Source organism: Mesorhizobium sp. WSM4884 (genome assembly GCF_029625675.1).
GTDB lineage: Bacteria > Pseudomonadota > Alphaproteobacteria > Rhizobiales > Rhizobiaceae > Mesorhizobium.
In genome coordinates this window covers 13,730-36,197 of record NZ_JARTVO010000005.1, presented here as the reverse complement: position 1 = coordinate 36,197, position 22,468 = coordinate 13,730, and the positions used below count along the sequence as shown (strand labels likewise).

Annotated in this window: 21 protein-coding genes and 1 pseudogene; 8 read left to right on the top strand and 14 right to left on the bottom strand. The window is 64.0% G+C overall.

Annotated features, from left to right (window positions below):
* Positions 1-3: 3 nt before the first annotated feature.
* Together P9236_RS09580 and P9236_RS09575 are read left to right on the top strand one after the other, a co-directional pair.
* Complete coding sequence (locus P9236_RS09580) at positions 4-780, top strand: hypothetical protein (protein WP_278074377.1); 777 nt, start codon at positions 4-6, stop codon at positions 778-780.
* Positions 780-1,094 (top strand): nuclear transport factor 2 family protein, encoded by a 315-nt coding sequence (locus P9236_RS09575; protein ID WP_278074376.1) that lies wholly within the window; start codon positions 780-782, stop codon positions 1,092-1,094. Before P9236_RS09580 ends, P9236_RS09575 begins: the two co-directional genes overlap by 1 nt.
* Positions 1,095-1,348: 254 nt before the next feature.
* Here the strand turns inward: P9236_RS09575 and P9236_RS09570 are convergent, their stop codons facing one another.
* Positions 1,349-2,884, bottom strand: a complete 1,536-nt coding sequence (locus P9236_RS09570) for an MFS transporter (protein WP_278074375.1) — start codon at positions 2,882-2,884, stop codon at positions 1,349-1,351.
* Positions 2,885-3,031: 147 nt separating this feature from the next.
* Here P9236_RS09570 and P9236_RS09565 point away from each other — a divergent pair, with 147 nt between their 5' ends.
* The gene (locus P9236_RS09565) at positions 3,032-3,919 is read left to right on the top strand and encodes a LysR family transcriptional regulator (RefSeq protein WP_278074374.1); all 888 of its coding nucleotides are present in this window, start codon (positions 3,032-3,034) and stop codon (positions 3,917-3,919) included.
* A gap of 29 nt (positions 3,920-3,948) precedes the next feature.
* Here the strand turns inward: P9236_RS09565 and P9236_RS09560 are convergent, their stop codons facing one another.
* The 5 genes from P9236_RS09560 to P9236_RS09540 form a co-directional block, all read right to left on the bottom strand.
* Positions 3,949-4,701, bottom strand: a complete 753-nt coding sequence (locus P9236_RS09560) for an SDR family NAD(P)-dependent oxidoreductase (protein ID WP_278074666.1) — start codon at positions 4,699-4,701, stop codon at positions 3,949-3,951.
* A 46-nt stretch (positions 4,702-4,747) separates the two neighbouring features.
* A complete protein-coding gene (locus P9236_RS09555; protein ID WP_278074373.1) occupies positions 4,748-5,836 on the bottom strand; it encodes an AbrB family transcriptional regulator in 1,089 nt (362 codons plus the stop codon).
* A gap of 68 nt (positions 5,837-5,904) precedes the next feature.
* Complete coding sequence (locus tag P9236_RS09550; protein ID WP_278074372.1) at positions 5,905-6,216, bottom strand: putative quinol monooxygenase; 312 nt, start codon at positions 6,214-6,216, stop codon at positions 5,905-5,907.
* Positions 6,217-6,266: 50 nt separating this feature from the next.
* The gene (locus P9236_RS09545) at positions 6,267-7,052 is read right to left on the bottom strand and encodes an SDR family oxidoreductase (protein ID WP_278074371.1); all 786 of its coding nucleotides are present in this window, start codon (positions 7,050-7,052) and stop codon (positions 6,267-6,269) included.
* Between the two features lie 71 nt (positions 7,053-7,123).
* Complete coding sequence (locus tag P9236_RS09540; protein WP_278074370.1) at positions 7,124-7,558, bottom strand: DsrE family protein; 435 nt, start codon at positions 7,556-7,558, stop codon at positions 7,124-7,126.
* Between the two features lie 223 nt (positions 7,559-7,781).
* On the opposite strand from P9236_RS09540, the gene P9236_RS09535 reads away from it, so the two are divergent.
* Positions 7,782-8,852, top strand: a complete 1,071-nt coding sequence (locus P9236_RS09535; protein WP_347405180.1) for a hypothetical protein — start codon at positions 7,782-7,784, stop codon at positions 8,850-8,852.
* A gap of 88 nt (positions 8,853-8,940) precedes the next feature.
* Here the strand turns inward: P9236_RS09535 and P9236_RS09530 are convergent, their stop codons facing one another.
* The 5 genes from P9236_RS09530 to P9236_RS09510 all read right to left on the bottom strand — a co-directional run bounded on the left by P9236_RS09530 (position 8,941) and on the right by P9236_RS09510 (position 15,434).
* Complete coding sequence (locus P9236_RS09530) at positions 8,941-9,888, bottom strand: cation diffusion facilitator family transporter (protein WP_278074368.1); 948 nt, start codon at positions 9,886-9,888, stop codon at positions 8,941-8,943.
* Between the two features lie 5 nt (positions 9,889-9,893).
* Complete coding sequence (locus P9236_RS09525) at positions 9,894-12,083, bottom strand: anthranilate synthase (protein ID WP_278074367.1); 2,190 nt, start codon at positions 12,081-12,083, stop codon at positions 9,894-9,896.
* Between the two features lie 291 nt (positions 12,084-12,374).
* Positions 12,375-13,430 (bottom strand): succinylglutamate desuccinylase/aspartoacylase family protein, encoded by a 1,056-nt coding sequence (locus P9236_RS09520; protein WP_278074366.1) that lies wholly within the window; start codon positions 13,428-13,430, stop codon positions 12,375-12,377.
* A 169-nt stretch (positions 13,431-13,599) separates the two neighbouring features.
* A complete protein-coding gene (locus tag P9236_RS09515; RefSeq protein WP_278074365.1) occupies positions 13,600-14,976 on the bottom strand; it encodes an FAD-containing oxidoreductase in 1,377 nt (458 codons plus the stop codon).
* On the bottom strand, positions 14,973-15,434 hold the full coding sequence (locus P9236_RS09510; RefSeq protein WP_278074364.1) for a DUF4126 domain-containing protein: 462 nt from the start codon (positions 15,432-15,434) through the stop codon (positions 14,973-14,975). The genes P9236_RS09515 and P9236_RS09510 overlap by 4 nt, the downstream gene beginning before the upstream one ends.
* A gap of 123 nt (positions 15,435-15,557) precedes the next feature.
* Here P9236_RS09510 and P9236_RS09505 point away from each other — a divergent pair.
* Positions 15,558-15,711, top strand: a pseudogene (locus P9236_RS09505) (sugar O-acetyltransferase); the annotation flags it as partial.
* Here P9236_RS09505 and P9236_RS09500 read toward each other — a convergent pair.
* Positions 15,698-16,684: a helix-turn-helix domain-containing protein gene (locus P9236_RS09500; RefSeq protein WP_278074363.1), complete on the bottom strand. Its 987-nt coding sequence runs from the start codon at positions 16,682-16,684 to the stop codon at positions 15,698-15,700. The pseudogene P9236_RS09505 and the gene P9236_RS09500 sit on opposite strands and share 14 nt — an antisense overlap.
* Before the next feature lie 126 nt (positions 16,685-16,810).
* Here P9236_RS09500 and P9236_RS09495 point away from each other — a divergent pair, with 126 nt between their 5' ends.
* The 3 genes from P9236_RS09495 (at position 16,811) to P9236_RS09485 (ending at position 19,273) form a co-directional block, all read left to right on the top strand.
* A complete protein-coding gene (locus P9236_RS09495; protein ID WP_278074362.1) occupies positions 16,811-17,452 on the top strand; it encodes a cysteine hydrolase family protein in 642 nt (213 codons plus the stop codon).
* 505 nt (positions 17,453-17,957) lie between these two features.
* Positions 17,958-19,145 (top strand): hypothetical protein, encoded by a 1,188-nt coding sequence (locus P9236_RS09490; RefSeq protein WP_278074361.1) that lies wholly within the window; start codon positions 17,958-17,960, stop codon positions 19,143-19,145.
* A complete protein-coding gene (locus P9236_RS09485; RefSeq protein ID WP_278074360.1) occupies positions 19,085-19,273 on the top strand; it encodes a hypothetical protein in 189 nt (62 codons plus the stop codon). Before P9236_RS09490 ends, P9236_RS09485 begins: the two co-directional genes overlap by 61 nt.
* Positions 19,274-19,344: 71 nt before the next feature.
* On the opposite strand, the gene P9236_RS09480 is transcribed toward P9236_RS09485, so the two are convergent.
* Both P9236_RS09480 and P9236_RS09475 read right to left on the bottom strand, forming a co-directional pair.
* A complete protein-coding gene (locus P9236_RS09480; protein WP_278074359.1) occupies positions 19,345-21,024 on the bottom strand; it encodes a formate--tetrahydrofolate ligase in 1,680 nt (559 codons plus the stop codon).
* Positions 21,025-21,335: 311 nt separating this feature from the next.
* Positions 21,336-22,460, bottom strand: a complete 1,125-nt coding sequence (locus P9236_RS09475; RefSeq protein WP_278074358.1) for a DUF2333 family protein — start codon at positions 22,458-22,460, stop codon at positions 21,336-21,338.
* Positions 22,461-22,468 lie beyond the last annotated feature (8 nt).

The following is a 22,468-nucleotide window of genomic DNA, read 5'->3' as shown; positions in this document are numbered from 1 at the left end:
GCGATGGACGTTTCCTATCACAAGGGTCATGCCCGCAACCTCGGCCGCGACATGGAATACAAGCGCTACGGCCATGCCGGGCGCCCGGTGGTGGTCTTCCCGACCTCGCAGGGGCGCTTCTACCAATTCGAGGATTCGGGCGGCGTCGGCGCGCTCGCCGAATTCATCGACACCGGCCGCATCCAGCTGTTCACGCTCGACGGCATCGATTCGGAATCCTTCTTCGACAAGCATGGCGATCCTATCCACCGCATCGCCCGCCACGAGGCCTATTTCCGCTATGTGCGCGAGGAGGCGCTGCCGGAGTTGCAGTCGGTTGCCGCAAAGGCCAATGGCGGACGCCTGTTAAAGCCGCTGTTCTGCGGCTGCTCGATGGGCGGCTATCATTCCTCGAATTTCGTCTTCCGCTTTCCGGAACTTGCGAGCGGCGTGATCTCGCTGTCCGGCGTCTATTCGACCCGCGACTTCTTCGGCCGGGCGCTGGAGGGCAGCATCTATTTCAACTCGCCGCTCGATTATCTGCCGGGTATCGTCGACCAGCGGCTGCTCGGCCGATTGAGGGCGCTGCGGCTGATCTTCTGCTGCGGGCAGGGCGCCTGGGAAGAGCGCATGCTTGTCGAAACGCGCGAACTCGAGCAGGTGCTACGCGACAAATCCATTTCGGCCTGGGTCGACTATTGGGGCGGCGACGTCAGCCACGACTGGCCGTGGTGGCACAAGCAACTCGTCTATTTCTTCGGCCGCTGGCTGGACGACGACCTGATGCACCGGATCGATTGATGACCACGCCCGAGCCGATCCGCCGCTTTGTCGAAGCCACCAATGCCGGCGACACCGAGACCTTTCTCGATACCTTCACGGCCGACGCCTTGCTCACCGATTGGGGCCGCTCCTTCCGCGGGCGCGACGGGATCGCGCGCTGGAACCAGACGGACAATATCGGCGTGGAGTCCCGTCTCGGCATCGTCCGCATTGCGCAGTCGGGCGATGTCTACCATGTGCGCATCAAGGTGGCCGGCAACGGCTTCAACGGCGAAGGCGACATGACCTTCAAGCTGGACGGCGACCGGATCGCGAGCCTCGCGATCGCCTGACGTCGCCCTGCCGATACCCACCGGCGGCCGGCCGCCACGCCGTCGGTCGCTCGCCCATTAACTTGTCTCCGATTCTCACGTTTTATTGCGCTCTCGCGCTCTCAAATATGAGTAACTTAGTCAAGTATTTTTTATACCCTGGCCGAACTTGATGACGTCGTATCGCGTCAGACCGGTCGGTTGCGGTCGCGCCTCCCGTGACGATACAGGTCGCCCGCCGAAGACGACTGAAAGGCACCTGGTTTTGCTGGCGGCTAGCCTTCCTGGCAGGCAGGGAGAGGCGCGACATCTTGCTCCGGCGCCCATCCGCGACGCAGGCCGAGGAAGACGACGATGGCGGTGAGGAAGGTGATTGTCGCCAACACGACGAGCAGCCGGTCGAAAGCCGCCTCGTAGGCCTGGATGAGAGCGGTGGCGTTAGCCGTAGGCAGATGTTGCGTCGTTTCGCCGATATTGCCGGTTGCAAGCAACTGCGCCGCCGTAGCCGCCAAGGCGGGCGAAGCCAATCGTTGATTGCCGAGCTCAGTGGCGGTGAAACCCGACAGCGCCGCCATGACGATCGCCAGCGCCACGCCCTCGCTAGCGACGCGGGTGGTGTTGAAGATGCCGACCGCCATACCGGCGCGCTCCTTCGGCACGACGCTGACCGCAAGGCCGTCCATCAGGCCCCAGGGCAAGGCGATGCCGATGCCGATCAGGACCAGCGGGGCCATCAGCGCGCCGTCCGCCGCGGGAACGCGACTGAGCCAGACAAGGCCGGCGGCTGCGACAAGCAGGCCGATACCGCTGATAGTGGCCGGAGCGACCCAGCGTGCCAACTGGCCGGCAAGCAGCGGCAATATCAGCAGCGGCCCGGAAAGGCAGATCATCAACTGCCCCGCCTTGATCTCGCTCATCCCCTCGATGCCGATGAAGCGGATTGGCAAGAGCACGAGCAGGACGACAAAGGCGTAGGCAGGCGCGGCGGCCAGGAACTGGACGCCGACGAAACGCGGGAAGCGAAACAGGGTCAGGTCCAGCATCGGCCGGTGCACGCGTCGCTCGACAATGACGAAAGCGACAAAGCAGATGGCGGCCATGCCGAGAAGCGCGATGACGACGGGATCGGTCCAGCCGTTCTGCGGTGCCTGCAGCACGCCATAGGTCAGCGCGGCGAGCGCGATGGTGAAGGTGCCAGCTCCCGCCCAGTCGAGCCCGGCCGCATCCGGGTCGCGCGAATCGGTGACGGTGCGCAGGCCGAGGGATGCGGCCCCAACCGTGAGCACCGCCACCAGAAAGAAGATCGCGCGCCAGCCGAATGCGTCGATGAGCAGGCCGGATGCAACAGGGCCGAAGGCGAGGCCGATGCCGAAGCTGGTGCCGAGAAAGCTGAAGGCGCGCAGCCGCAATTGGCCATCGAATTCCTGGGCAAGGGCAGAGGCGCCGCCGGCGAAGGCCGCAGCACCGCCTATGCCTTGCAAAGCCCTGAAAATGTCGAACCAGACGATATCGGTCGCAATCGTGGCACCCAGCGCGGCAAGGACATAAGTGGCGAGGCCAGCGAGGAAGATCCGCTTGCGGCCATGGTTGTCGGCCAGTGCTCCGGCCGCCATCAGACTGGCGCCAAAGGTCAGCATGAAGGCATTCGTCACCCAATTGAGTTCGATCGGGCTGCCGCCGAGGTCGGCGGCAATGCGGGAAAGCGCCACGGCGGGACCGGTGAAGCTCAACGGCATCGTCATGGCGGCAAGACAAACCGACAGCAGCACAAGCCATCTGCCGGCCGGGCCGGTTATGGTCATCGAAGTCATGGATCTTCCTATCTGAGGCTGGATTTTCCGGCATGCCGCGGATTGGCGGCGCCGATCGCAAGGACAAGATAGGGCAGCGACATTTGCGGCAGAATAGTATTAAATCTCCGGTCATACCGGAATGAAACGCTCGAATTGGTTCATGCGATGGATCGTCTCAACGGCCTTTTGGCTTTCGCCCGCACCGCAGAGCTCGGCAGCTTTGCGTGCGCCGGCCGGGCGCTGGGAATCTCGGCATCCGCAGTCGGCAAGAGCGTCGCCCGGCTCGAGCAGGAGCTTGGGGTGCGTCTCCTCCAGCGCAGCACGCGACGCATAGGTTTGACCGAGGAGGGCAAGCTGTTCAACGAACGCGTGCGCCGCATCCTCGACGACATCGACGACGCCGAGGCGATGCTGTCGCGGACGCGCGAGACGCCGCATGGGCGGCTGCGCGTTTCGACACCGATCGTCACCTATCATCTGCTTTTGCCGGTGCTTTCGGAATTCATGGCGCGATATCCGGAGATCGAGCTCGATATCGATTTCAACGACCGCATCGTCGACATCATCGACGAGGGTATCGATGTCGCGATTCGAAGCGGCGAGCTGCCCGATTCACGATTGGTGTCGAAGCCGGTTGCGCCCTTTCGCATGATCTTATGCGCGGCCGCTTCCTACCTCGACCGCCATGGCACACCCGGCACGCCAGCGGATCTCGCGTTGCATTTCGGCATACATTTCCGTTTTCTCAACAGCGGCAGGCTGCTCGACTGGCCGTTCATTACCGGAAGCGCGGTACCGCAGATACGCTCGATGCTGACCTGCAACAACATGGAGGCATTGAAGGGCGCCACGATCGCTGGTCTGGGCATCGCCTGCATGCCCGATTTCCTAGTGCGGGAGGCGCTGCATGAGGGAAAGCTGCGCACCGTGCTCGACGACCATGTCGACGGTCGCGGTCAGTTCCGCATGCTATGGCCATCCAATCGCCACCTCTCGCCGAAGGTTCGTGTCTTCGTCGATTTCCTCCCCGAGCGGCTTGCGGCCGGACGATAGGTTGCGCCGGGCGAAAGCTGCGACGATGGTCAGTAGGTCGCGCGTCCGCCGGAAAGGTCGAACGTGGCGCCGGTGGTGAAGGAATTCTCGTCCGACAGCATGAAGGCGACCATGGCCGCCGCCTCCTCAACTTCGACGAACCGGCCGCGCGGCACCTTGCCCAGCATGTAGGTCACCTGGGCTTCGGTGAGCTGTTCGAGGATACGGGTGCGGGCGGGCGAGGGCGTCAGCGCGTTGACGGCGATGTCATATCCGGCGAGTTCCTTGCCGAGCGACTTGGTCAGCGCCAGAACGCCGGCCTTGGCGGCAGAATAGGCGGCGGCGTTGGGATTGCCTTCCTTGCCGGCGACGGACGCGACGTTGACGATCCGGCCGTAGTTTCGGTCGATCATGCCGGGCACGAGGCGCCGGCAGCAGTAGAAGACGCCGTTGAGGTCGATATCGACGATCTGGCGCCAGGCAGCGGGGTCATAATCCACCACGGTCGCCGCTGGTCCGGCGATGCCGGCATTGTTGACGAGGAGATCGACGGATCCAAGCGCGCGCGCGGTTTCGGTGGCGGCGCGGTCGACGGCCTCGATCTGCGACTGGTCGCAAATGAAGGTTTCGACGCGGCCAAGCGGTGCAAGCTCGGCGACGGCACTCTTCATCGCCGGCAGGTCGATGTCCCAGATGGCGACGCTTGCGCCCGACGACAGCAGGCGTCGGGCAACCGCAAGGCCGATGCCTTGTGCGCCGCCCGTCACGACGGCGGCACGACCGGAGAGATCGACGACGTTCAAACGGCGGTTCATTGGCTTCTTCCTCCCCTTGCATTGATACTGCGGATCAGTCCTTCACGTTTCGCGCCACCAGCTTGGCGACGCTTGGACCAATGAGCAGCACGACGAGGAAACGAGCCGACTGCAGCGCCATGACGAAGGAGATGTCGACGTTCTGCGCTGCGGCGGCGATGATGGCGACGCTGTCCATGCCGCCGGGGCTGGTCGCGAGATAGGCGGTCAGCGGGTCGATGCCGAGCACGCGGCTGATGACGAATGCCAGTCCGCCGCAGAATGCGATCAGCGCTACGATCGAGGCGATGATCTGCGGCAGGGCGCGCGCCGCATGGCGCAGGATCGGCCGGGTGAAGTTCAGTCCGATCGACCAGCCGACCATGGCGTAGCTGATTGCGAGCAGCCAGGGCGGCAGCTGCATCGGCACGCCGAAGCCCAGATTGACGACGGCGCCGAAGATGAAGGTGCCGAGGAAGAAAGGCGAGGGCAGTCTCAGCTGCCTTCCGAACAGGCCGCCGACGATCGCGATGCCGATGGTGGCGGCGAAGGCGACGGGATCGATCGGCGGGAACCACACGACAGGCGGCACTTCGACACCCGATGTGTCGACCCACATCTTGGCGACCAGCGCCGCCGTCATCGAGACGAAGATGACGCGCAGATATTGCATGAAGGCGACGAGGCGCTGGTCGGCGCCGAAGGCGCCGGCCATCAGCACCATGGCGGTGGCCGCGCCCGGCGAGGAGCCCCAGACGGCGGTGGTCCCGGGCAGAATGCGCCAGCGGCTGATCAGCCAGCCAAGCAGACTCGAGGCCGCGACGGTGGCGATCACCGCAACGAGGAAGAGCGGCCATTCGACGTAGAAGACCGGAAAGATGTCGGCCGAGATCGAATTCGCCACCAGGCAACCGACCACTGCCTGGGCGGAACCGAACAGCAGCCGGGGCACACGCACCGTGGCACCGTTGGTGCCGGCCAGGATCGCGGCCATCATCGGGCCGATCAGCAGCGCTGCCGGCAGGGCGGCCAGCTCCAATGCACCGGCAAAGAGTAGCGAGAACACCGCCAGCACCAGCCACTGCTGTGGCTGGCGCAATCGCGCCATGCGCTCAACGGGTGGTTGCTCTGGTGAAGAGTCCATGTCCGGCTCTTAGACCGGGCGCGGACAAATGCGAACCCGCTTGTCGAAGAAATTCCTAGTCCGGGCCGTCAACTGGACTTTTCCGGTACAGGAAGGCCGAAGCCGCCGACCGGATGGGTCTCGACCTGGAATTCGAAGCCGGCAATGAAGGGACGCGCCTTGGCGATCGCCGCCTGGACTTCGGGCAGTTGCAGCGAAGCCTTATGGCTCGCCTGGTCGGTCCACACTTCGGTGACCCAGATCGCATCGGCATCGGCCGGGTCGGTGGCGATGATGTAGCTCAGGCAGCCTGGCAGGGCGCTGGTCGTCTCGCGAAGCACGTCCATGACCACATCACGCTGGCCGCGTGCTGCCCGCATCTTGCCGATCAGTCCGAACATGCCCTACCTCTCCTGCGGGTTGTACGTCGCCTGAGTATGCAGGCGACGGCTCACGGCATCAACTGGCCGCCATTGACCTCGATCACCTGGCCGATGATGTAGCCGCTCAAGAGGTCGGAGGACAGGAACAGATAGGCTCCGACGCAATCCTGCGCCGTTCCGGCACGGCCCTGAGGTATGGTGGCAACCATGGCCCTCATCTGCTCGGCACTCGAATAGCGTTCATGGAACGGCGTCAGGATTGTGCCAGGCGCCACGGCGTTGACGCGGATGCCGAAACCGATCAGCTCCTTGGCCATGCCGCGCGTCACATTGGAGACGAAGGCCTTGGACGAGCCGTAGAGGCCGGCGCCGCCGCCGGCGCCGTTGCGCGCGGCGATCGAGGAGGTGTTGACGATGAAGCCACCCTGGCGCTTCAGCCACGGGATCGCCTTGCGCGAGGCGGTCAGCACCGATCGCGCGTTGAGATCCATCACCGCGTCATAGTGGGCTTCTGTCTGGTCGGCATAGGCAACGCGGCCGAGCATGCCGCCGGCATTGTTGACGAGCCCGTCGAGCCGGCCGAAATGTTGCGCGCTCTGCTCGACCACGCGCTCGACGTCGGCGGGAACCGAAAAATCGCCCTGGGTCAAAAACACCTCGCCGCCGCCCTCGCGGATGGTCTTGGCCAGCGTTTCTGCTGCTTCCCGACTCGAATTGTAATGCAACGCGACCCGGCATCGCTGCGCGGCGTAAGCGAGGGCGAGCGCGGCGCCGATCCCGGTCGAGGCGCCGGTGACCAGCACTGCCTTGCCGGCAAGGTCGGGAATGACAAGTGCGGTCGGGTTGGCTGGCATGTCGATACCTCCGGGATTTGCGCGGGCAATTGGTAGACGTTCGCCGGCCAGGCGTCCAAGTTCACGCGAGATCAGGGCCGGAGATAGACATAGCCCTGGCGCTGCAGCTCCGAGAGCTTGATGACGCCGCCCTTGTCGGCGACCTGGAAGCCTTCGAGCAGATCGGCCAGCGTGATGTCCATACCGTGCATGGTGTTGCCACAGGCCTGCGGCACGAGCCCCTGCTGGACGAGGCCGGCAAACCGGCTCGAGGTCGCGCCGGACGCGCTCTTCGCCTTGAAGGCCGCAAGGGCCGGACCATGCACGACCAGCACGATCTCGACATTGCCGCCGGTGCCCTCATAGTGGTTCTTGATATTGCCGAGGACGAAATTGACCTTGTCGGCGTCACTGAGGTGATAGGCGACCTTCAGCCGTTCCCCGCCCGTGGCGGCAGTCGCTTGGCGCAGACCGAAAAGGCCGGCCGCTCCGGCAAGACCGGCACGGAAAATGTCACGCCGCAGCATCCCGTATCCTCCTCTGCCGCCCGCTTGCACACGATTCATGTGGCTGAGGCTGCGAACCTGGAGCGTTCCACCGTTTCAGGGAAACGGCGAACCGCTCTATCCCCTTGTTTCGACGCAATTCCGGACGGAAAACCGTTACACACTTTTCCCTGGAATTGCTCTAGACTAGCATAAATCTCGGTCGCGTCCTGTCGGTGCTAGGAGGGATCACATGACGTCGTGGATGGTGGGGGGCGCGACGCTGGGGGCCGCGTTGCTTTTTGTCGGCGCGGCGACTGCCGACGATGCTCTCAAACTCACCGAATTGAGCCCAAATGGCGCCGATGCCTGCTTCGGGCGCGTCTATGATGCAGCCCATCTCAAGGCGCATCCGCACCAGAAGGTGGCACGCATCTTTTTCTATTACGGCCATGACCCAGTTAGCCGGCCGAACGAGGAGCCGAGCACCATGTCGGGCGCCGCCTATAACGGCTTTCTCACCACCACCGTGCGCGGTGCCAATGAGCCCGACTGGGCGGCCGGCTGGTGCAACAAGGAGGACCCCGGCGATGGTTCAAGCGGCATCCGCTGCGGCATGGAATGCGACCGCACGCTGGCCTCTCTCAAGGTCGACGACAAGGGCCGGCTGATCCTCTCCAACCTGCAGCCTGACGTGTATCTCGACGCTGGCGCGGAGGAAGATCTCGGCGAGGCGGAGTACAACAAGCAGGCGCTGGGCAGCGAGGACGACAATTTCCGTCTGGATCCGATGCCGGCTGACACCTGCAAGGCGGAGTTCGCGCGCATCGATCCGATCGATCCGGCGCTCGGGGCCCCGCTGCGTGAGCGATTGAAGCCCGACCAGGCCTTCTGCTACGGCCGCGACTATGATGACGCGCATCTGAAATCGCATCCCGACCAGATGACGCAGTCGATCCGCGTCTTTCGCGGTCCAATCGAGCTCGCTTCCTTCGCCACCGGCGGCGACACCGCCAACTGGCCCGACGGCGCCGACATCGCCATCTCGGTGACGACCAGGCAGAAGAGCGCCAAGGTCACGCAGACCTATTCCTGCCAGGGCGAGGCCGACCAGTGGCGGTGCTCGGCAAGCTCGAAGATGAGCGACTTTGCCTGCGACATCTCGCAGAAGGAAATTTTTCTTAAGCGCGGCGCCGGCGGCACGATGATGCTGGCCAACCCCAACAATGCGCTTGCCATCGTCGATCTCTGCTCGAAGGCGGCGGGTGGCAAGACCAAGTCCGACGATAAGTTCTACAGGCTCAATCCGATGCCGCAGTCGGCCTGCACCCCGTGAGATATTTCGGGACGGATCGTCCCTGTTCATGTTGGCGCGTTCGCGAGTTCGAACGGATCAAGGATCTGGCGATCGAGAGCTGGTGAGTTCAGGCGAACGGTACCGCGGTGGTGCCTTTCGGCAGCTTCGCCTCGTCGTCCGGCTCGACATGGATGGTGACGCGCACGGAGGGGATCTCGGCCTTCAGCGCATCCTCGATCCGGTCGCAGATGACATGGCTGGCGCCGACTGTCATGTCGGCATCGACGACCAGATGGAACTCGATGAAGGTGGCGCGGCCGGCTATGCGCGTCTTCAGGTCGTGCACCTCCATCGCGCCCTTCGAATTGGCCGAGATGATGTCGCGGATCTGCATGTGCTCTTGGGTGTCGACGGCGCGGTCCATCAGTCCATTCATCGACGAGCCGATGACATGCCAGCCCTGCCAGAGGATGTTGAGCGCGACGATGACGGCAAGCGCCGGATCGAGGATCTGCCAGCCGGTGAGGACGGCGCCGACAAGGCCACCGAACACACCGAGGGACGTCACCACGTCGGTCATGATGTGCTGGCCGTCGGCGACCAGAGCCGGCGACTTCGCGTTCCGGCCTGAGCTGATCAGGATCCATGCCCAGATCGCGTTGATGATGGTCGCGACGCCGTTGACGGCAAGACCCGTCCAGGGCTGTTCCAGCGGGGCGGGATGCTGCCAGGATCGCCAGACTTCGTTGAGAATCAGGAGGGCAGCGACGACAATCAGCACCCCTTCGAGCACGGCCGAGAAGTATTCGGCCTTGTGGTGGCCGAAGGGATGGTCCTGATCGGCGGGCTTGTAGCTGACTTGGATCGCCCAAAAAGCGGCGGCCGAGGCGATGACGTTGACGATGGATTCCGCCGCGTCCGAATAGAGCGCGACGGAGCCTGTTATGTACCAGGCGGCTACCTTGAGAGCGAGCACGAAGCCGGCGACGACGATCGACCAGAAGGCCAGCCTTGCGACCTTCTGTCTGGTCGCGGCTTTCACCGCGGCCGCCGTCGTGTCTTCCGTTGCGGCCATCGTTGCTAGGCAGCCTTTTCCTTGGCCTTGCGCGGCAGATGCGCAACAATGTTCTCGATGATGCGCATGCCGGCATTGTGGCCGAGCGTCATGATCGATTCCGGATGGAACTGCACGGCGGCGATCGGCTCCTTGCGGTGCTCGAACGCCATGATGATGCCGTCCTCGGTTTCGGCCGTGACCACGAAACCGTCGGGCAGGCGCACCGGATCGGCGAAGATCGAATGGTAGCGGCCGACCGTCACCTCCTTGGGCAGCCCCGAGAAGATGATGCCAGGCTTGGAGACGCGGATGCGCGACGGCTTGCCATGCATCGGGATATGCAGCTGTCTCAGCTCGCCGCCATAGGCCTCCGCCAGCGCCTGCAGACCGAGGCAGACGCCGAAGATCGGCAGGTCGCGGCTCCTCGCCCTTTTGATGGTGGCCGCGCAGTCGAAATCCCTCGGCGTGCCGGGGCCGGGCGACAGCACGACGAGATCCGGCTTCAGCCGCTCGAAGACCTCTTCCGGCACTGGCGTGCGCACGGTCGAGACATTGGCACCGGTCTGGCGGAAGTAGTTGGCCAGCGTGTGGACGAAAGAGTCCTCATGATCGACGAGCAGAATGTTCACGCCGTCGCCGACGCGCGCGGTGGTGCGTTCGGCGCCGGTGGCGTTGCCGGTCCTGGCGTCGCGGATGGCGGAGAGCATGGCGGATGCCTTCAATTCGGTTTCGGCTTCTTCTTCCTCGGGAACGCTGTCGAAAAGCAATGTGGCGCCGGCGCGCACTTCGGCGATGCCGTCCTTGATGCGTATGGTGCGCAGCGTCAGCCCGGTGTTCATGTCGCCGTTGAAGTTGACCATGCCGATCGCGCCGCCATACCAGGCGCGTGGGCTCTTCTCGTTCTGCTCGATGAAGCGCATGGCCCACAGTTTCGGCGCGCCGGTGACGGTGACCGCCCACGCGTGCGACAGGAAAGCGTCGAAGGCGTCCATGCCTTCGCGCAGCCTTCCCTCGATGTGGTCGACGGTGTGGATCAGGCGCGAATACATCTCGATCTGGCGGCGGCCGATGACGCGCACCGAGCCAGGCTCGCAGACGCGCGACTTGTCGTTGCGGTCGACGTCTGAGCACATGGTGAGCTCGGACTCGTCCTTTTTCGAATTGAGCAGCTTCAGGATCTGCTCGGAGTCGGAAATAGCGTCGTCGCCGCGCTTGATGGTGCCGGAAATCGGACAGGTCTCGACGCGGCGGCCATTGACGCGCACGAACATCTCCGGCGAGGCGCCGATCAGATATTCGTTTTCGCCGAGATTGATAAAGAAGGAATAGGGGGAGGGGTTGATCGATTTCAGCTTGCGGGAGATGTCGGCGGGCTGGGTCTCGCAGCGTTCGTAGAACATTTGTCCGGGCACGACCTCGAACAGGTCGCCACGCTTGAAGCTCTCCATGGCCAGGCGCACCAAGTTGGCATATTCGCCCGGCTCGTGGTCACCACGCGGCGGGATGCGGTCGGCGGTCCTGAACGGCTCGGCGGCGCCTTCGCGGGCCAAGCCCTCGGTCGAAAAACCCTCGCCGGAATAGTCGTAGCGGTCGGTCCAGGCCTTGGTCGAATAGTGGTCGACGACCAGGATCTCGTCGGGCAGGAACAGCACGAGGTCGCGCTGGCTCTCTCTGCGCTCGAGCTTGTAGTCGACCGGATCGAACTGGAAGGCAAGGTCGTAGCCGAAGGCGCCATAAAGGCCGAGATTGGCGTCTTCGGCGGTCTTGAAGAGCGCTGTGATGGCGCGCAGCACGGTGAAGACGGACGGAACGCGGCTGCGCTCCTCCTCGGTGAAGACACGGCCGGGCTTGGCGACATCGAGACGGATGAGCTTTTTCGAGGTCTCGGCGATCGTCACTTCGCTGAGCTGGCCAAGCGCCTTGCCGATCACCGGCAATAGTACCTCGCCACGGGCGTTCAACGCCTCGATGCGCATGGCGCGGCCGCGCGCCGAGATCACCAGCGGCGGGTCGATGATGGCCGTGTCCCAGCGCGTGTAGCGGCCCGGATATTCGTAGTTCGAGGAAAACACCGCGCCGCGGCGGGAATTCAAGCCTTCGACATAGGCGTCGATCGCGCCTTCGTAAGGCCTGTCATGGCGCTCGCGGGTGATCGTCACCCCGCCCGCGGTGACGAAGCGCTCCGCTCCGTTGTCCAGAACTTTAATCGTCATTGCCGTCTCCATCAGCGTTTTGGGCAACGGACCCGGGAATGGCTTGAAAAAACAAATGGCCGCCCGGACATTCCGTTGCGGCCACCATCTTCTTTACGCACACGCGTTCAAACTGGCCGCTGTCAGCGAGCCCACCACCAGACGGTCTTGTTCGAACGCATGTTCATGGCGACTCCCATAGCGGCGAATGAAGGCCTGCGCAACTGGATTTCATGCGGATGGTGAAAGCCGCAGGCCTTTGTTTGATACATGTCGTTCTCCAAAAACCGCTGCGCATTTGGGCGACATGCATCAGTCCTCCAACGTGCCGGAGCGCGCGTCGGCGCTCTTCTTGTCGCCGGCAAGCTTCAAAAGGTCCTCGCCGGCGCGGATGATGCGGCGGGAACGCCTGGTCAGGATGAAGCCCGATTGCGGCGCGAACACTTCGGTGCGGCCGCCGACTTCGCCAGGCGCATGGACGATCGTCGCCAGCCTGTCACCTTTCTTGACGTGGTCGCCGGGCTTGACGTCGTAAAGGATGGCGCCGGCTTTGGGCGAGGGCATCATGTCGATGTTTTCCAACGGCACGACGGCGCGGCTGAAACTGCTCGCCTTCGGAACGGAAGGATCGTGAATGACGTCGCGCGTCACCAGCAGGCGGTAGAGGCCTGCGGCATCCGACCCGGCCAAGGCGGCGTCGACGTCCAGCATGCCGCGATATTCGACCGTGGTGACGACGCGGCGGTCGAAACGCGCGACGCTCGGCGGCACGTTCTGGTAGGGCATGATCGAGGCGCCCTCGAAGGTGCCGCTGCTGTCCTCGCTCCACAGCACCACGGCGTCGGCGCCCATGGCGGCCGCGCAGCCGGCCATATGCGGCCACAGGCTGGTGTGGACGTAAAGATAGGCAAGGCCCTCATCGTCGCAGTGGAGATCGAGCACGATGTCGTTGCCGAGCGAGAGCTCGACGAGCCGGTTCTTCAGCCGGCGGTCGGCGCCGCCGAGGCTGACGTCCGGCAAGAGCTTGGCATCGGGTGCTGCAAGCAGCGGAAAAGAACGATTGAAGTTGGTGCGGGTGCCGAGATTGAAGCGGCCCTGATGCTCGCCGAAATGATACTGGGCGCGGCCGATCGGATTGGCCCACGGCAGCACGGTGACGGCGCCCCTGATGCGGCTTTCCGCTTCCGCCTTCGCAAGCATCGGCATCAGAGCGTCGATGGCGACGACGCCCGGCAATTCGCCGGCATGGAGCGCCGCCTGCAGATAGGCCGAGGGTGCTGCCTTGTCCGTGCCGCCGAAGCGGAAAACCGGGAATTCGTATGCAACGCCTTCGCTGTCGCCGGCGATGCGCTCGATCGTCTTTTGCATGAAGTGCCTCCGATGTGAGGCCAGACATGCATGTTTGCGGTTCGGCTGTCGAGTGGTCCAGCAGCGCCGGGCGTCGGCGCAGCGCAGCCGTTCGGCCGGCCGGGTCCGCAGCGCAGTGCGCGGTTGAGCGCCAGCGCAGCCCGAGCGGCCTGAAGCGGCTTGTCCAGCCTCAGGTGAGCGGCTTCAGCTCCTGGGCGATGGTCGGCAGAAGCTCCGAGACATTGGGGTGGATATGCATGGCGCGCGCCAGCGTCGAGATCGGCGCCTTGGCGTACATGAGGTCGAGCACCGAGTGGATTGCCTCGTCGCCGCCCGGGCCAAGGATCGAGCAGCCGAGGATTTCGCCGGTGTCGGCATCGGCCAGAATCCTCATGAAGCCCTGCGTCTCGCCCTTTTCGACGGCGCGGCCGACACGGGTCATCGGCCGCTGGCCGACGAGCGCCCGGCGGCCGGATTTCTTCACCGCGGCCTCGGTCATGCCGCAGCGGCCGAGTGGCGGATCGATATAGAGCGCATAGGCCTCGATGCGGTCGCTCACCCGGCGCGGATCGTTGTCGAGCAGATTGGCGGCGACGATCTCGTAGTCATTGTAAGAAGTATGGGTGAAGGCGCCCTTGCCGTTGCAGTCGCCCATCGCCCAGATGCCGGGCACGCTGGTGCGCAGCTGGTCGTCGACGACGACGTAGCCGCGCTGGTCGACTTGGACGCCGGCCTTGTCCAGGCCGAGGTCGTCGGTGTTGGGGACGCGGCCCAAGGCCAGCAGCACATGCGAGCCGACCGCCGGCGGCTTGCCGGCGGAGAAGGTCACGGCGATGCCGTTGCCTTTCCTGGCGAAGGCGATGTCGTCGGCGCCGACATGGACGGCGATGCCCTCGTTTTCGAGGATCGACTGGATGGCGGCCGAGACATCCTCGTCCTCGCGGCCGGTCAGCCGCGGCGCTTTTTCGATCACCGTGACCTCGGAACCGAAACGGCGGAACATCTGCGCGAATTCGAGCGAGATGTAGCTGCCGCCGACGACGATGAGATGGCTGGGCAGCACATCGAGATCCATCATCGAGGAATTGGTGAGATAGGGGACGTCGTCGATGCCGGGAAGATCGGGCACCGATGCGCGCCCGCCGGTGTTGAGGAAGATTTTTGGCGCGGTCAGCAGATCGTCGCCGACGCGCACGGTGTTGGCGGATACGAAGCGCGCATGACCGCGGTAGAGCGTGCATTTCTCCATGCCCGCGATCCAGGTCTCCAACCCAGTGCGGGAAGCGCCCGACACCTTGTCCTTGCGCGCCTTGATTGCCTTGTAGTCGACGCCGACCGGGCCGGAGAGGGTCACGCCATAGTCGGCGGCGCGGCGGGCAAGATGGGCGGCGTAAGCGCTCGCCACCATCGTCTTGGTCGGGATGCAGCCGGTGTTGACGCAGGTGCCGCCGACCAGTTTGCGCTCGATCAGCGCTACGCTCATGCCGGCCGCAGTCAAGCGACCGGCGAGCGGGGTGCCGGCCTGACCTGCACCGATAATGATGGCGTCGAAGGCCTTCGCGCTCATGCGACCGCCGCCACGATGAGCAGGCCGCCGAGGATCGCGACCGCGTCCTCGATGAAGGCTGCGGGTGGGTCCTTGCCAAACGCGGCTGCCAGTCTCGAACGGGCTTCCGCGCCGCCCAGCGTGCCGATGACCGCGCCGATCGCGCCAGCAATGAGGCCTCCGATGGTCGCGCCGCCGGCGGCGCCGATCACAGCGCCGGTGAAGGCGCCTATGACGATGCGGGCGCCGAACTGCTGCGGCACCTTGCGGCTCGGCGTCGACGGCAACTGGTCGGTGACGAGCTCGACGATCGCCAGAATGGTGAAGATGCCGACAGCGATCCAATGGCCCATGAAGCTCGCCCAGGTGCCGGCGACCGGCAGCCAGCCGAGCCAAGCGCCCCAGGCGATTGTCGCCGGCGCCGTCATGGCGCGCAGGCCGGCAACCACGCCAATCAGCAATGCAAGAATGTAGAGCATGATCGACCCCCTCAAATCCGGGACCTCGCACGGCCCCGAGACGTCAGGCTAGCATAGGCCGGGCTTTTGGCCACGGCTTTTCCCTGAAGCGCGTCGCGATCTTTCAGGTTCGCTCCATGCGCTTTAGGTAATGCCTGGATCGGCGGCAGCGCTGTGATCCTCGCCGGCATCAGCATCGGCGAAGGCGCCATCGTCGGAACGGGCGCGGTGGTGACGCACGATGCCCGCCAACGTGACGGTGGTCGGCAACCCGGCGCCGGTCGTTACAAGAGGCTGAGCGCGTCCGATACCTGAGCGCTTCGAGAGAACTCGCGCCGATATTGCATCGGCGAGGTCCTGAGCCGCGCGGCGAAATGCTGCCGCAGCGAAGTGGCGCTGCCGAAGCCGGCCTCGAAAGCCACCATATCCATCGACTTGTCCGTCTGTTCCAGCAGCCGCTGCGCCAGCGCCACGCGCTGGCCGGCCAGCCAGTCGCCGAAGCTGGTGCCGGTCGACTTCTGGAAGCGGCGCGTGAAGGTGCGGCGGGTGAGGCCCGCTGCTTCGGCGACGCTGTCAAGGCTGTGCGCGTCGCCGAGCGTCGCCCGCACCTCGTCCAAGGCCTTGGCGAAGCGGTCGGCGGTCGGCGTCGGCGCGAGCGGGCGTTCGATGAACTGGGCCTGCCCGCCTTGCCGATGCGGCGAAAGCACGACGTGGCGGGCAAGCCGAAGCGCTGCCTCGGCGCCATAACGGGCGCGCACGATGTGCAGGCAGCAGTCCAGCCCGGCGGCGACGCCGGCGGAGGTGACGATGTCGCCGTCGTCGACATAGAGCACATCGGCGTCGACGGCGATATCGGGATGAAGGGTCTTGAGCTGATCGGTATAGGCCCAGTGCGTGGTCGCCTTGCGTCCCGCCAGCAGTCCAGCGGCGGCAATGGCGAACGTGCCGAGGCACAGGCCCACGATCAGCGCGCCACGTTCGTGTGCCCGTTCGAGCGCATCCTTGAGCGGAGCGGCCAGAGGCGCGTCGAGATCCTTCCAACTGGGGATGATGACGATGTCGGCTTCGTCGAGCGCCGAAAGATCATGCGGGACCGAGATGGTCAAACCGGCATCGGTATGAATTGGCCCTTGTTCGGCCGCGCAGACACGGAAGTCGAAGCGCGGCAGACCGAGCTTGGTACGGTCCGCGCCGAAAACCAGGCATGGCACGGAAAGATGAAAGGGGCTGATGCCGTCGAATGCGACGGCGGCGATGATCGGATTGTGCATGGCAGACACCATTGGGTTGCGGCAACAGTGTCCCAATTCTTTCGAATAATGTCAATTGGGCCACTTTCTGCGAGTGGATATCCGGCCTAGCTTTGCGCCCATCAACCCGTTCGAAAGGAAAAAGCCATGTCGGCACCAGCCACCCAGCCGCGCCGCGCGCTCGTCGTCGTAGATGTCCAGAACGACTATGACGGCGGCAATCTCGCCATCCAGCATCCGCCCTTCGCCGACAGCGTCGCCAATGTGGCGCGCGCCATGGACGCCGCCACTGCTGCCGGCATCAAGATCGTCGTCGTCAAGCAGATGGCGCCGGAATCAGCACCGTTCTTTGCCAAGGGCAGTCATGGCGGCGAATTGCATCCCGAGATCGCAAGGCGCGCGCGCGACCATTATGTCGAAAAGACGCTGCCTTCCGCCTTCACCGGCACGGATCTCGAGGACTGGCTGCGCGCCAACCACATCGATACGATCGCGGTCGTCGGCTACATGACGCATAATTGCGATCTGTCGACCATCATACATGCCGTGCATATGGGTTTTGCCGTCGAGTTCCTTTCGGATGCCAGCGGTTCGGTGCCTTACGCCAACAGCGCCGGCTACGCGTCGGCCGAGGACATCCATCGGGTGGTGAGCGTCGTGCTGCAGTCGCGCTTCGCCGCCGTGCTGAAGACCGCCGAATGGATCGATTGCCTGAAGACCGGCGCCCTGCCGGAACGTGACACCATCTATGCGTCCAACCAGCGGGCGCTGGCACGCAACGCCGCCTAAAGCGCGTCGCGATCTTTCAGATTCGCGCCATGCGCTTTAGGTTTCTGATTTCACGCATGTCCTTGTTCCGAAACCGGTTCCCACTTTCGGGGGACATGCTTTAGACCGGAGCTGCGTGGAACAGCAAGAGGCGCCGCAGCGATGCAGCGCCTCTTGCTTTGGCATGAAAATTCATGAGGCGCGTGACCCACTTCACAGAAGTCCAGCCGGCACTTCCAGAGAGTGATGCCGCATTGGTAAGCGCGGTTGGCCGGGGGCTGGATTGGAAGCGCGCATTGCACGAACCGTGGTTGTCCTGGCGCTTGCCGTCGGCGCCGCGCTGTTGCCGTGGCCCGCCTTCGCGCAAGTTCCCCCACACGCGCCAGGGACCATCTGCTTCACCCAATTCTTCTGGTGCTGGGCGCAGCCACCCGGACCGCCCGGATATCCATGCGGGTGCCCGTCGCAATATGGCTACGTGCCCGGGGTTCTGGGCTAGCGACGCGATGAGTGAGAGCCGACGTCGATGACCGCTCCTGTTGATCCTCTTGTGACCGGGCTGCTGAAAGACGCGAAGCTGGTGGCGGGCTATGGTCGCTATGGGGTCTTCAAGGACAATTCGCTGTTCGCGGCCATTGGCGATGCCGAGAAGCTTGGCGATGTGACGGCCGGCCAGCCGGCGGTGGTCAATCTTCAGAAGGTCTTGAACGACTGTTCGGGTGTCGTGCCGTTTTCCACGCTGGCGGCACTTCGCTCCGGGTGGTCGCCTGGCGACACTTCGCGCAGGGCCGCGATAGCAACCTATTTGCTGGTCGCGCTGTCGGTGATCCTGATGGTGATCACAGGCAAGATGACATATGTCTACAACAGGGGCGTCTCCTTGAGCGCCGAGCTGCAAGACATAGACAAGGACAATTTCAGCGTTCGCTTCGGCCAGGCGGTGCGCCAGGTCTGGGCGACGCAGAAGCAATTGCGATCGGCCGCATCGGGCGGCCTGTCGCAAAGCGACATAAATCTTCTTGAGGATGTCTACTACAACGCCGAGGACAGCCTTCATTTGCTCGACCAGCGGTTCGTCACCCTCTGGGCGAATTCCCAGAGCTTCATGACCCGAGAGGCGCGTTTCCCGATCTGGGGGATGCAATCGGCCTACTGCAAGCTGCAGTCGCTGGTGACCGCGGGCGCGGCGGGCAATGGTCAGACCTACGATCCGCAGCAGGCGATCACAAACCAGCTTTGCAATCAGGGGGTGGCGTCGGCAAAGTCGGAATATTCGGGACCAGTGGGCGAGGTCCCGGGAGGGGGAAATCCAGCTTGCGCGCAACCCGGCAATCCCGCGGGCAAGGAGCCTGGCGGCGCCGTGTCGGCAGGCACGAGCCCCGAGATCGACGCGAACAGCGAGTACGAGGAGGCCACCCGCAGTCTTCAGTGCAGCGGCGTGATCACCCTTACCCCCAGTTCAATTTACATGATGACCGCGCAGATAGGAGGCCTCAACGCCGTCTTGAGCCCCTATGCTCTCTGGATCCTGCCGGCACTTTACGGAAGCCTGGGCGCCATCATGTTTCACATGCGCATGATCCTGAACCCGCTGCTGCCTAATCCGACATTGGCGCACTGGTTCACAGGGTCGTCCTGGGAGCGCTGGCGGGCATGGTGCTGGCCTGGTTCTTGGGGCCTGACACGAAGCTTGGCGGTCAGGCTTCAGCGATAGGCTTCAGCCTGTTCACCTTCGCCTTCCTGTTCGGCTTCAGCCTGGATATCTTCTTCACCCTCCTCGACCAGTTCGTGAGCATGTCGGTCGCAGGCATCAAGAAGTTCGGTTCCTCGACGGCGGCTTGAGGAATTCGGGCAAGCAAAAAAGGGCGCCGCGGCAGCGCGGCGCCCTTGGTCATTCTCAGCTCGAAGAATGTTTAGAACAGACCCTCGATCTGACCCTGTTCGTTGAGGAAGATCTTTTCCGAGGACGGCGCCTTGGGCAGGCCCGGCATGGTCATGATCTCGCCGCAGATGATGACGACGAAGCCGGCGCCGGCCGAAAGCCTCACCTCGCGCACCGGCACGGTGTGGCCGGTCGGCGCGCCGCGCAGGTTCGGGTCGGTCGAGAAAGAGTACTGCGTCTTGGCCATGCAGACCGGCAGGTTGCCGTAGCCGGCCTGCTCCCAGGCATGCAGCTGGTCGCGGATCGACTTGTCGGCGATCGCCTCGTCGCCGCGGTAGATGCGCTTGACGATGGTGTTGACCTTCTCGAACAGCGGCATCTCGTCGGGATAGAGCGGCGAGAACTGCGAGGCGCCGGATTCGGCGATCTCGACCACCTTCCTCGCCAAATCCTCGATGCCGGCGGAGCCTTGCGCCCAGTGCTTGCACAGGATCGCCTCGGCGCCCTGCGCCTTGACGAAGTCCTTCATCGCCTGGATCTCGGCCTCGGTGTCGGTGGTGAAGTGGTTGATCGCGACGACCGCCGGCACGCCGAACTGCTTCACGTTCTCGATGTGGCGGCCGAGGTTGAGGCAGCCCTTCTTGACCGCCTCGATGTTCTCCTTGCCGAGGTCTTCCTTCTTGACGCCGCCATTCATCTTCATGGCGCGCGCGGTGGCGACGATGACGGCGGCGGCCGGCTTGAGGCCTGCCTTACGGCACTTGATGTCGAAGAATTTTTCGGCGCCGAGGTCGGCGCCGAAGCCCGCTTCGGTGACGACATAGTCGGCAAGCTTGAGCGCCGTCGTGGTGGCGACGACCGAGTTGCAGCCGTGTGCGATGTTCGCGAACGGACCGCCATGCACGAAGGCCGGGTTGTTCTCAAGGGTCTGCACCAGGTTGGGCTGGATGGCGTCCTTCAGAAGCACGGCCATGGCGCCGTCGGCCTTGAGGTCGCGGGCATAGACCGGCGACTTGTCGCGGCGGTAGGCGACGATGATGTCACCCAGACGCTTCTCGAGGTCCTTGAGGTCGGTGGCCAGGCACAGGATCGCCATCACTTCCGAGGCGACGGTGATGTCGAAGCCTGCCTCGCGCGGGAAGCCGTTGGCGACGCCGCCCAGGGAACAGATGATCTCGCGCAGCGCCCGGTCGTTCATGTCCATGACACGGCGCCAGGCCACGCGGCGGATGTCGATGCCGAGTTCGTTGCCCCAATAGATGTGGTTGTCGATCAGCGCCGAAAGCAGGTTATGGGCGGTGGTGATGGCGTGGAAATCGCCGGTGAAGTGGAGGTTCATGTCGTCCATCGGCACCACCTGGGCGAGGCCGCCGCCGGCCGCGCCGCCCTTCATGCCGAAGTTCGGACCGAGCGAGGCTTCGCGGATGCACACGACCGCCTTCTTGCCGATCCGGTTCAGGCCGTCGCCGAGGCCGACCGTGGTGGTCGTCTTGCCTTCGCCGGCGGGAGTGGGGTTGATGGCGGTGACCAGGATCAGCTTGCCGTCCTTGTTACCCTTCACCGACTTGATGAACTCGGCCGAGACCTTCGCCTTGTCGTGGCCATAGGGCAGCAGGTGCTCGTATGGGATGCCGATCTTGGCGCCGATCTCCTGGATCGGTTTCTTGTTAGCGGCGCGCGCGATCTCGATATCGGACTTCACTTCGGCCATGACGGCTTTCCTCTGAAATGAGCGGTGGAGGGGAGGGCTTTGATCGCTGCATGATCGAAACGCCGCCCGGACGCAAGGGCATGTTCTAACCCTGTCGCTGTCACGGCGTCAACTTTCATGCAACTATATTTCCTGTGAAGAAAGTTCACTGTTCCCGGGCCGACCTTGCCGGCGTCTTCGGCGCCCGGTCGTTGCGCCGTATAGAAGCCAGAGCAGGTGCCGCTCCGCCGTCTCAAAACAGCCGTGCAATACGCGAAAAGCGACAGAGGCGACGGCGCAAATCCGCCAGCCTCAACTGTCTGCTGGTCAGGCTATTGGGTCAGCACGTTGCTGATCTCGACCATGTTGGAGCGCACGCGCAGGATATAGAAGCCCATGGTCGTCAGATGCGTCGGCAGGAGCCAGCCGTCCTCGCGTCCATTGGCGATGATGAAGGGCTGGATGCGCAGCGCCGAGACGAACTGCGCGTCCATCGTGTCCCACAGGTTCTGCAGGTGCTTTTCCTTGATCACGCCCTCGAAGTCTGCCTGAGCGCCCTTCATCAGCCCGTAATAAGCATAGAGCTGGCCGTAGGCGAACCAGAAGCGATCGTCGGCGCGGAAGTCGAACCAGCCGTCATTGTGGTTCTCGGCGCGCTCCTTGAGGATCGCCGAGGTCGAGCCGATGTCGCTGGCGATACGGTCGATATATTGCTTCAGATTGTCGGCGCGGGCGTCAAACGTCGCCTGGCAGGTGGCCAGCCGCGCATTGAAGGAGCGCAGCTTGCGCACCGCGTCGCGATAATAGCTCGGCGTCGGCGTCTTCGGGCCGAACGGGTTCAAGCCGAAATACCATGTGTATTCGTCGAATTGCAGATTGCCGCGCGCGTCTTGCAGGTCGCTGTCGATCTGCGAGGTCGTGCGCACGCGTCCGAGATTGTCGGCAAGCTCGGTCGCGGTGCGCCGCACCGCCTGGTTGATGCCACGCTGGAAAGAGGCCTTGTTGTCCATCCATGGCGTGTGGTCCCAGTCGATGCCGAACAAGCCGAGCTTGTAGAGGATCATCGACGAGATCCAGGCATTCTGGTTGACGTTGAAGTCGGTAAGATCGGCCGCCACCTGGGCGATCGCCGAGTTGCCGCAGGTCTTGGCCGTGTCGGTGCCGGCGCCGGCCGAAACCTGCTCGCCGGCCGACACGTTGCGCGTCTCGAAGGTGTATTTGTCGGGATAGTTTGGCTCGAAATTGTTCCACCACTGAGTGGCATAGAAGAAATTGGCGTAAAGGCCGATCAGCACCAGGATAGCGAGGCCCACCACCGCCTTCAGGATCCAGCCGCGCTGCCCGTACCAGCGGCCGACCCACATGAACGGCCACAGGATGATGCCGACGACGAAGCCGATGCCGCGGCCGATCCATTGGAAAATCCGGGTGAAGAAATTCACGATCGGATCAAGCATGGCTCTCG

Coding starts and splice junctions, on each gene's coding strand:
- P9236_RS09575 (WP_278074376.1), top strand. CDS start 780: ATGACCACGCCCGAGCCGATCCGCCGCTTTGTCGAAGCCACCAATGCC.
- P9236_RS09580 (WP_278074377.1), top strand. CDS start 4: ATGGACGTTTCCTATCACAAGGGTCATGCCCGCAACCTCGGCCGCGAC.
- P9236_RS09570 (WP_278074375.1), bottom strand. CDS start 2,884: ATGACTTCGATGACCATAACCGGCCCGGCCGGCAGATGGCTTGTGCTG.
- P9236_RS09485 (WP_278074360.1), top strand. CDS start 19,085: ATGGTGCTGGCCTGGTTCTTGGGGCCTGACACGAAGCTTGGCGGTCAG.
- P9236_RS09540 (WP_278074370.1), bottom strand. CDS start 7,558: ATGCTGCGGCGTGACATTTTCCGTGCCGGTCTTGCCGGAGCGGCCGGC.
- P9236_RS09555 (WP_278074373.1), bottom strand. CDS start 5,836: ATGGACTCTTCACCAGAGCAACCACCCGTTGAGCGCATGGCGCGATTG.
- P9236_RS09545 (WP_278074371.1), bottom strand. CDS start 7,052: ATGCCAGCCAACCCGACCGCACTTGTCATTCCCGACCTTGCCGGCAAG.
- P9236_RS09480 (WP_278074359.1), bottom strand. CDS start 21,024: ATGGCCGAAGTGAAGTCCGATATCGAGATCGCGCGCGCCGCTAACAAG.
- P9236_RS09515 (WP_278074365.1), bottom strand. CDS start 14,976: ATGAGCGCGAAGGCCTTCGACGCCATCATTATCGGTGCAGGTCAGGCC.
- P9236_RS09550 (WP_278074372.1), bottom strand. CDS start 6,216: ATGTTCGGACTGATCGGCAAGATGCGGGCAGCACGCGGCCAGCGTGAT.
- P9236_RS09500 (WP_278074363.1), bottom strand. CDS start 16,684: ATGCACAATCCGATCATCGCCGCCGTCGCATTCGACGGCATCAGCCCC.
- P9236_RS09565 (WP_278074374.1), top strand. CDS start 3,032: ATGGATCGTCTCAACGGCCTTTTGGCTTTCGCCCGCACCGCAGAGCTC.
- P9236_RS09495 (WP_278074362.1), top strand. CDS start 16,811: ATGTCGGCACCAGCCACCCAGCCGCGCCGCGCGCTCGTCGTCGTAGAT.
- P9236_RS09535 (WP_347405180.1), top strand. CDS start 7,782: ATGGTGGGGGGCGCGACGCTGGGGGCCGCGTTGCTTTTTGTCGGCGCG.
- P9236_RS09525 (WP_278074367.1), bottom strand. CDS start 12,083: ATGACGATTAAAGTTCTGGACAACGGAGCGGAGCGCTTCGTCACCGCG.
- P9236_RS09510 (WP_278074364.1), bottom strand. CDS start 15,434: ATGCTCTACATTCTTGCATTGCTGATTGGCGTGGTTGCCGGCCTGCGC.
- P9236_RS09530 (WP_278074368.1), bottom strand. CDS start 9,888: ATGGCCGCAACGGAAGACACGACGGCGGCCGCGGTGAAAGCCGCGACC.
- P9236_RS09475 (WP_278074358.1), bottom strand. CDS start 22,460: ATGCTTGATCCGATCGTGAATTTCTTCACCCGGATTTTCCAATGGATC.
- P9236_RS09490 (WP_278074361.1), top strand. CDS start 17,958: ATGACCGCTCCTGTTGATCCTCTTGTGACCGGGCTGCTGAAAGACGCG.
- P9236_RS09520 (WP_278074366.1), bottom strand. CDS start 13,430: ATGCAAAAGACGATCGAGCGCATCGCCGGCGACAGCGAAGGCGTTGCA.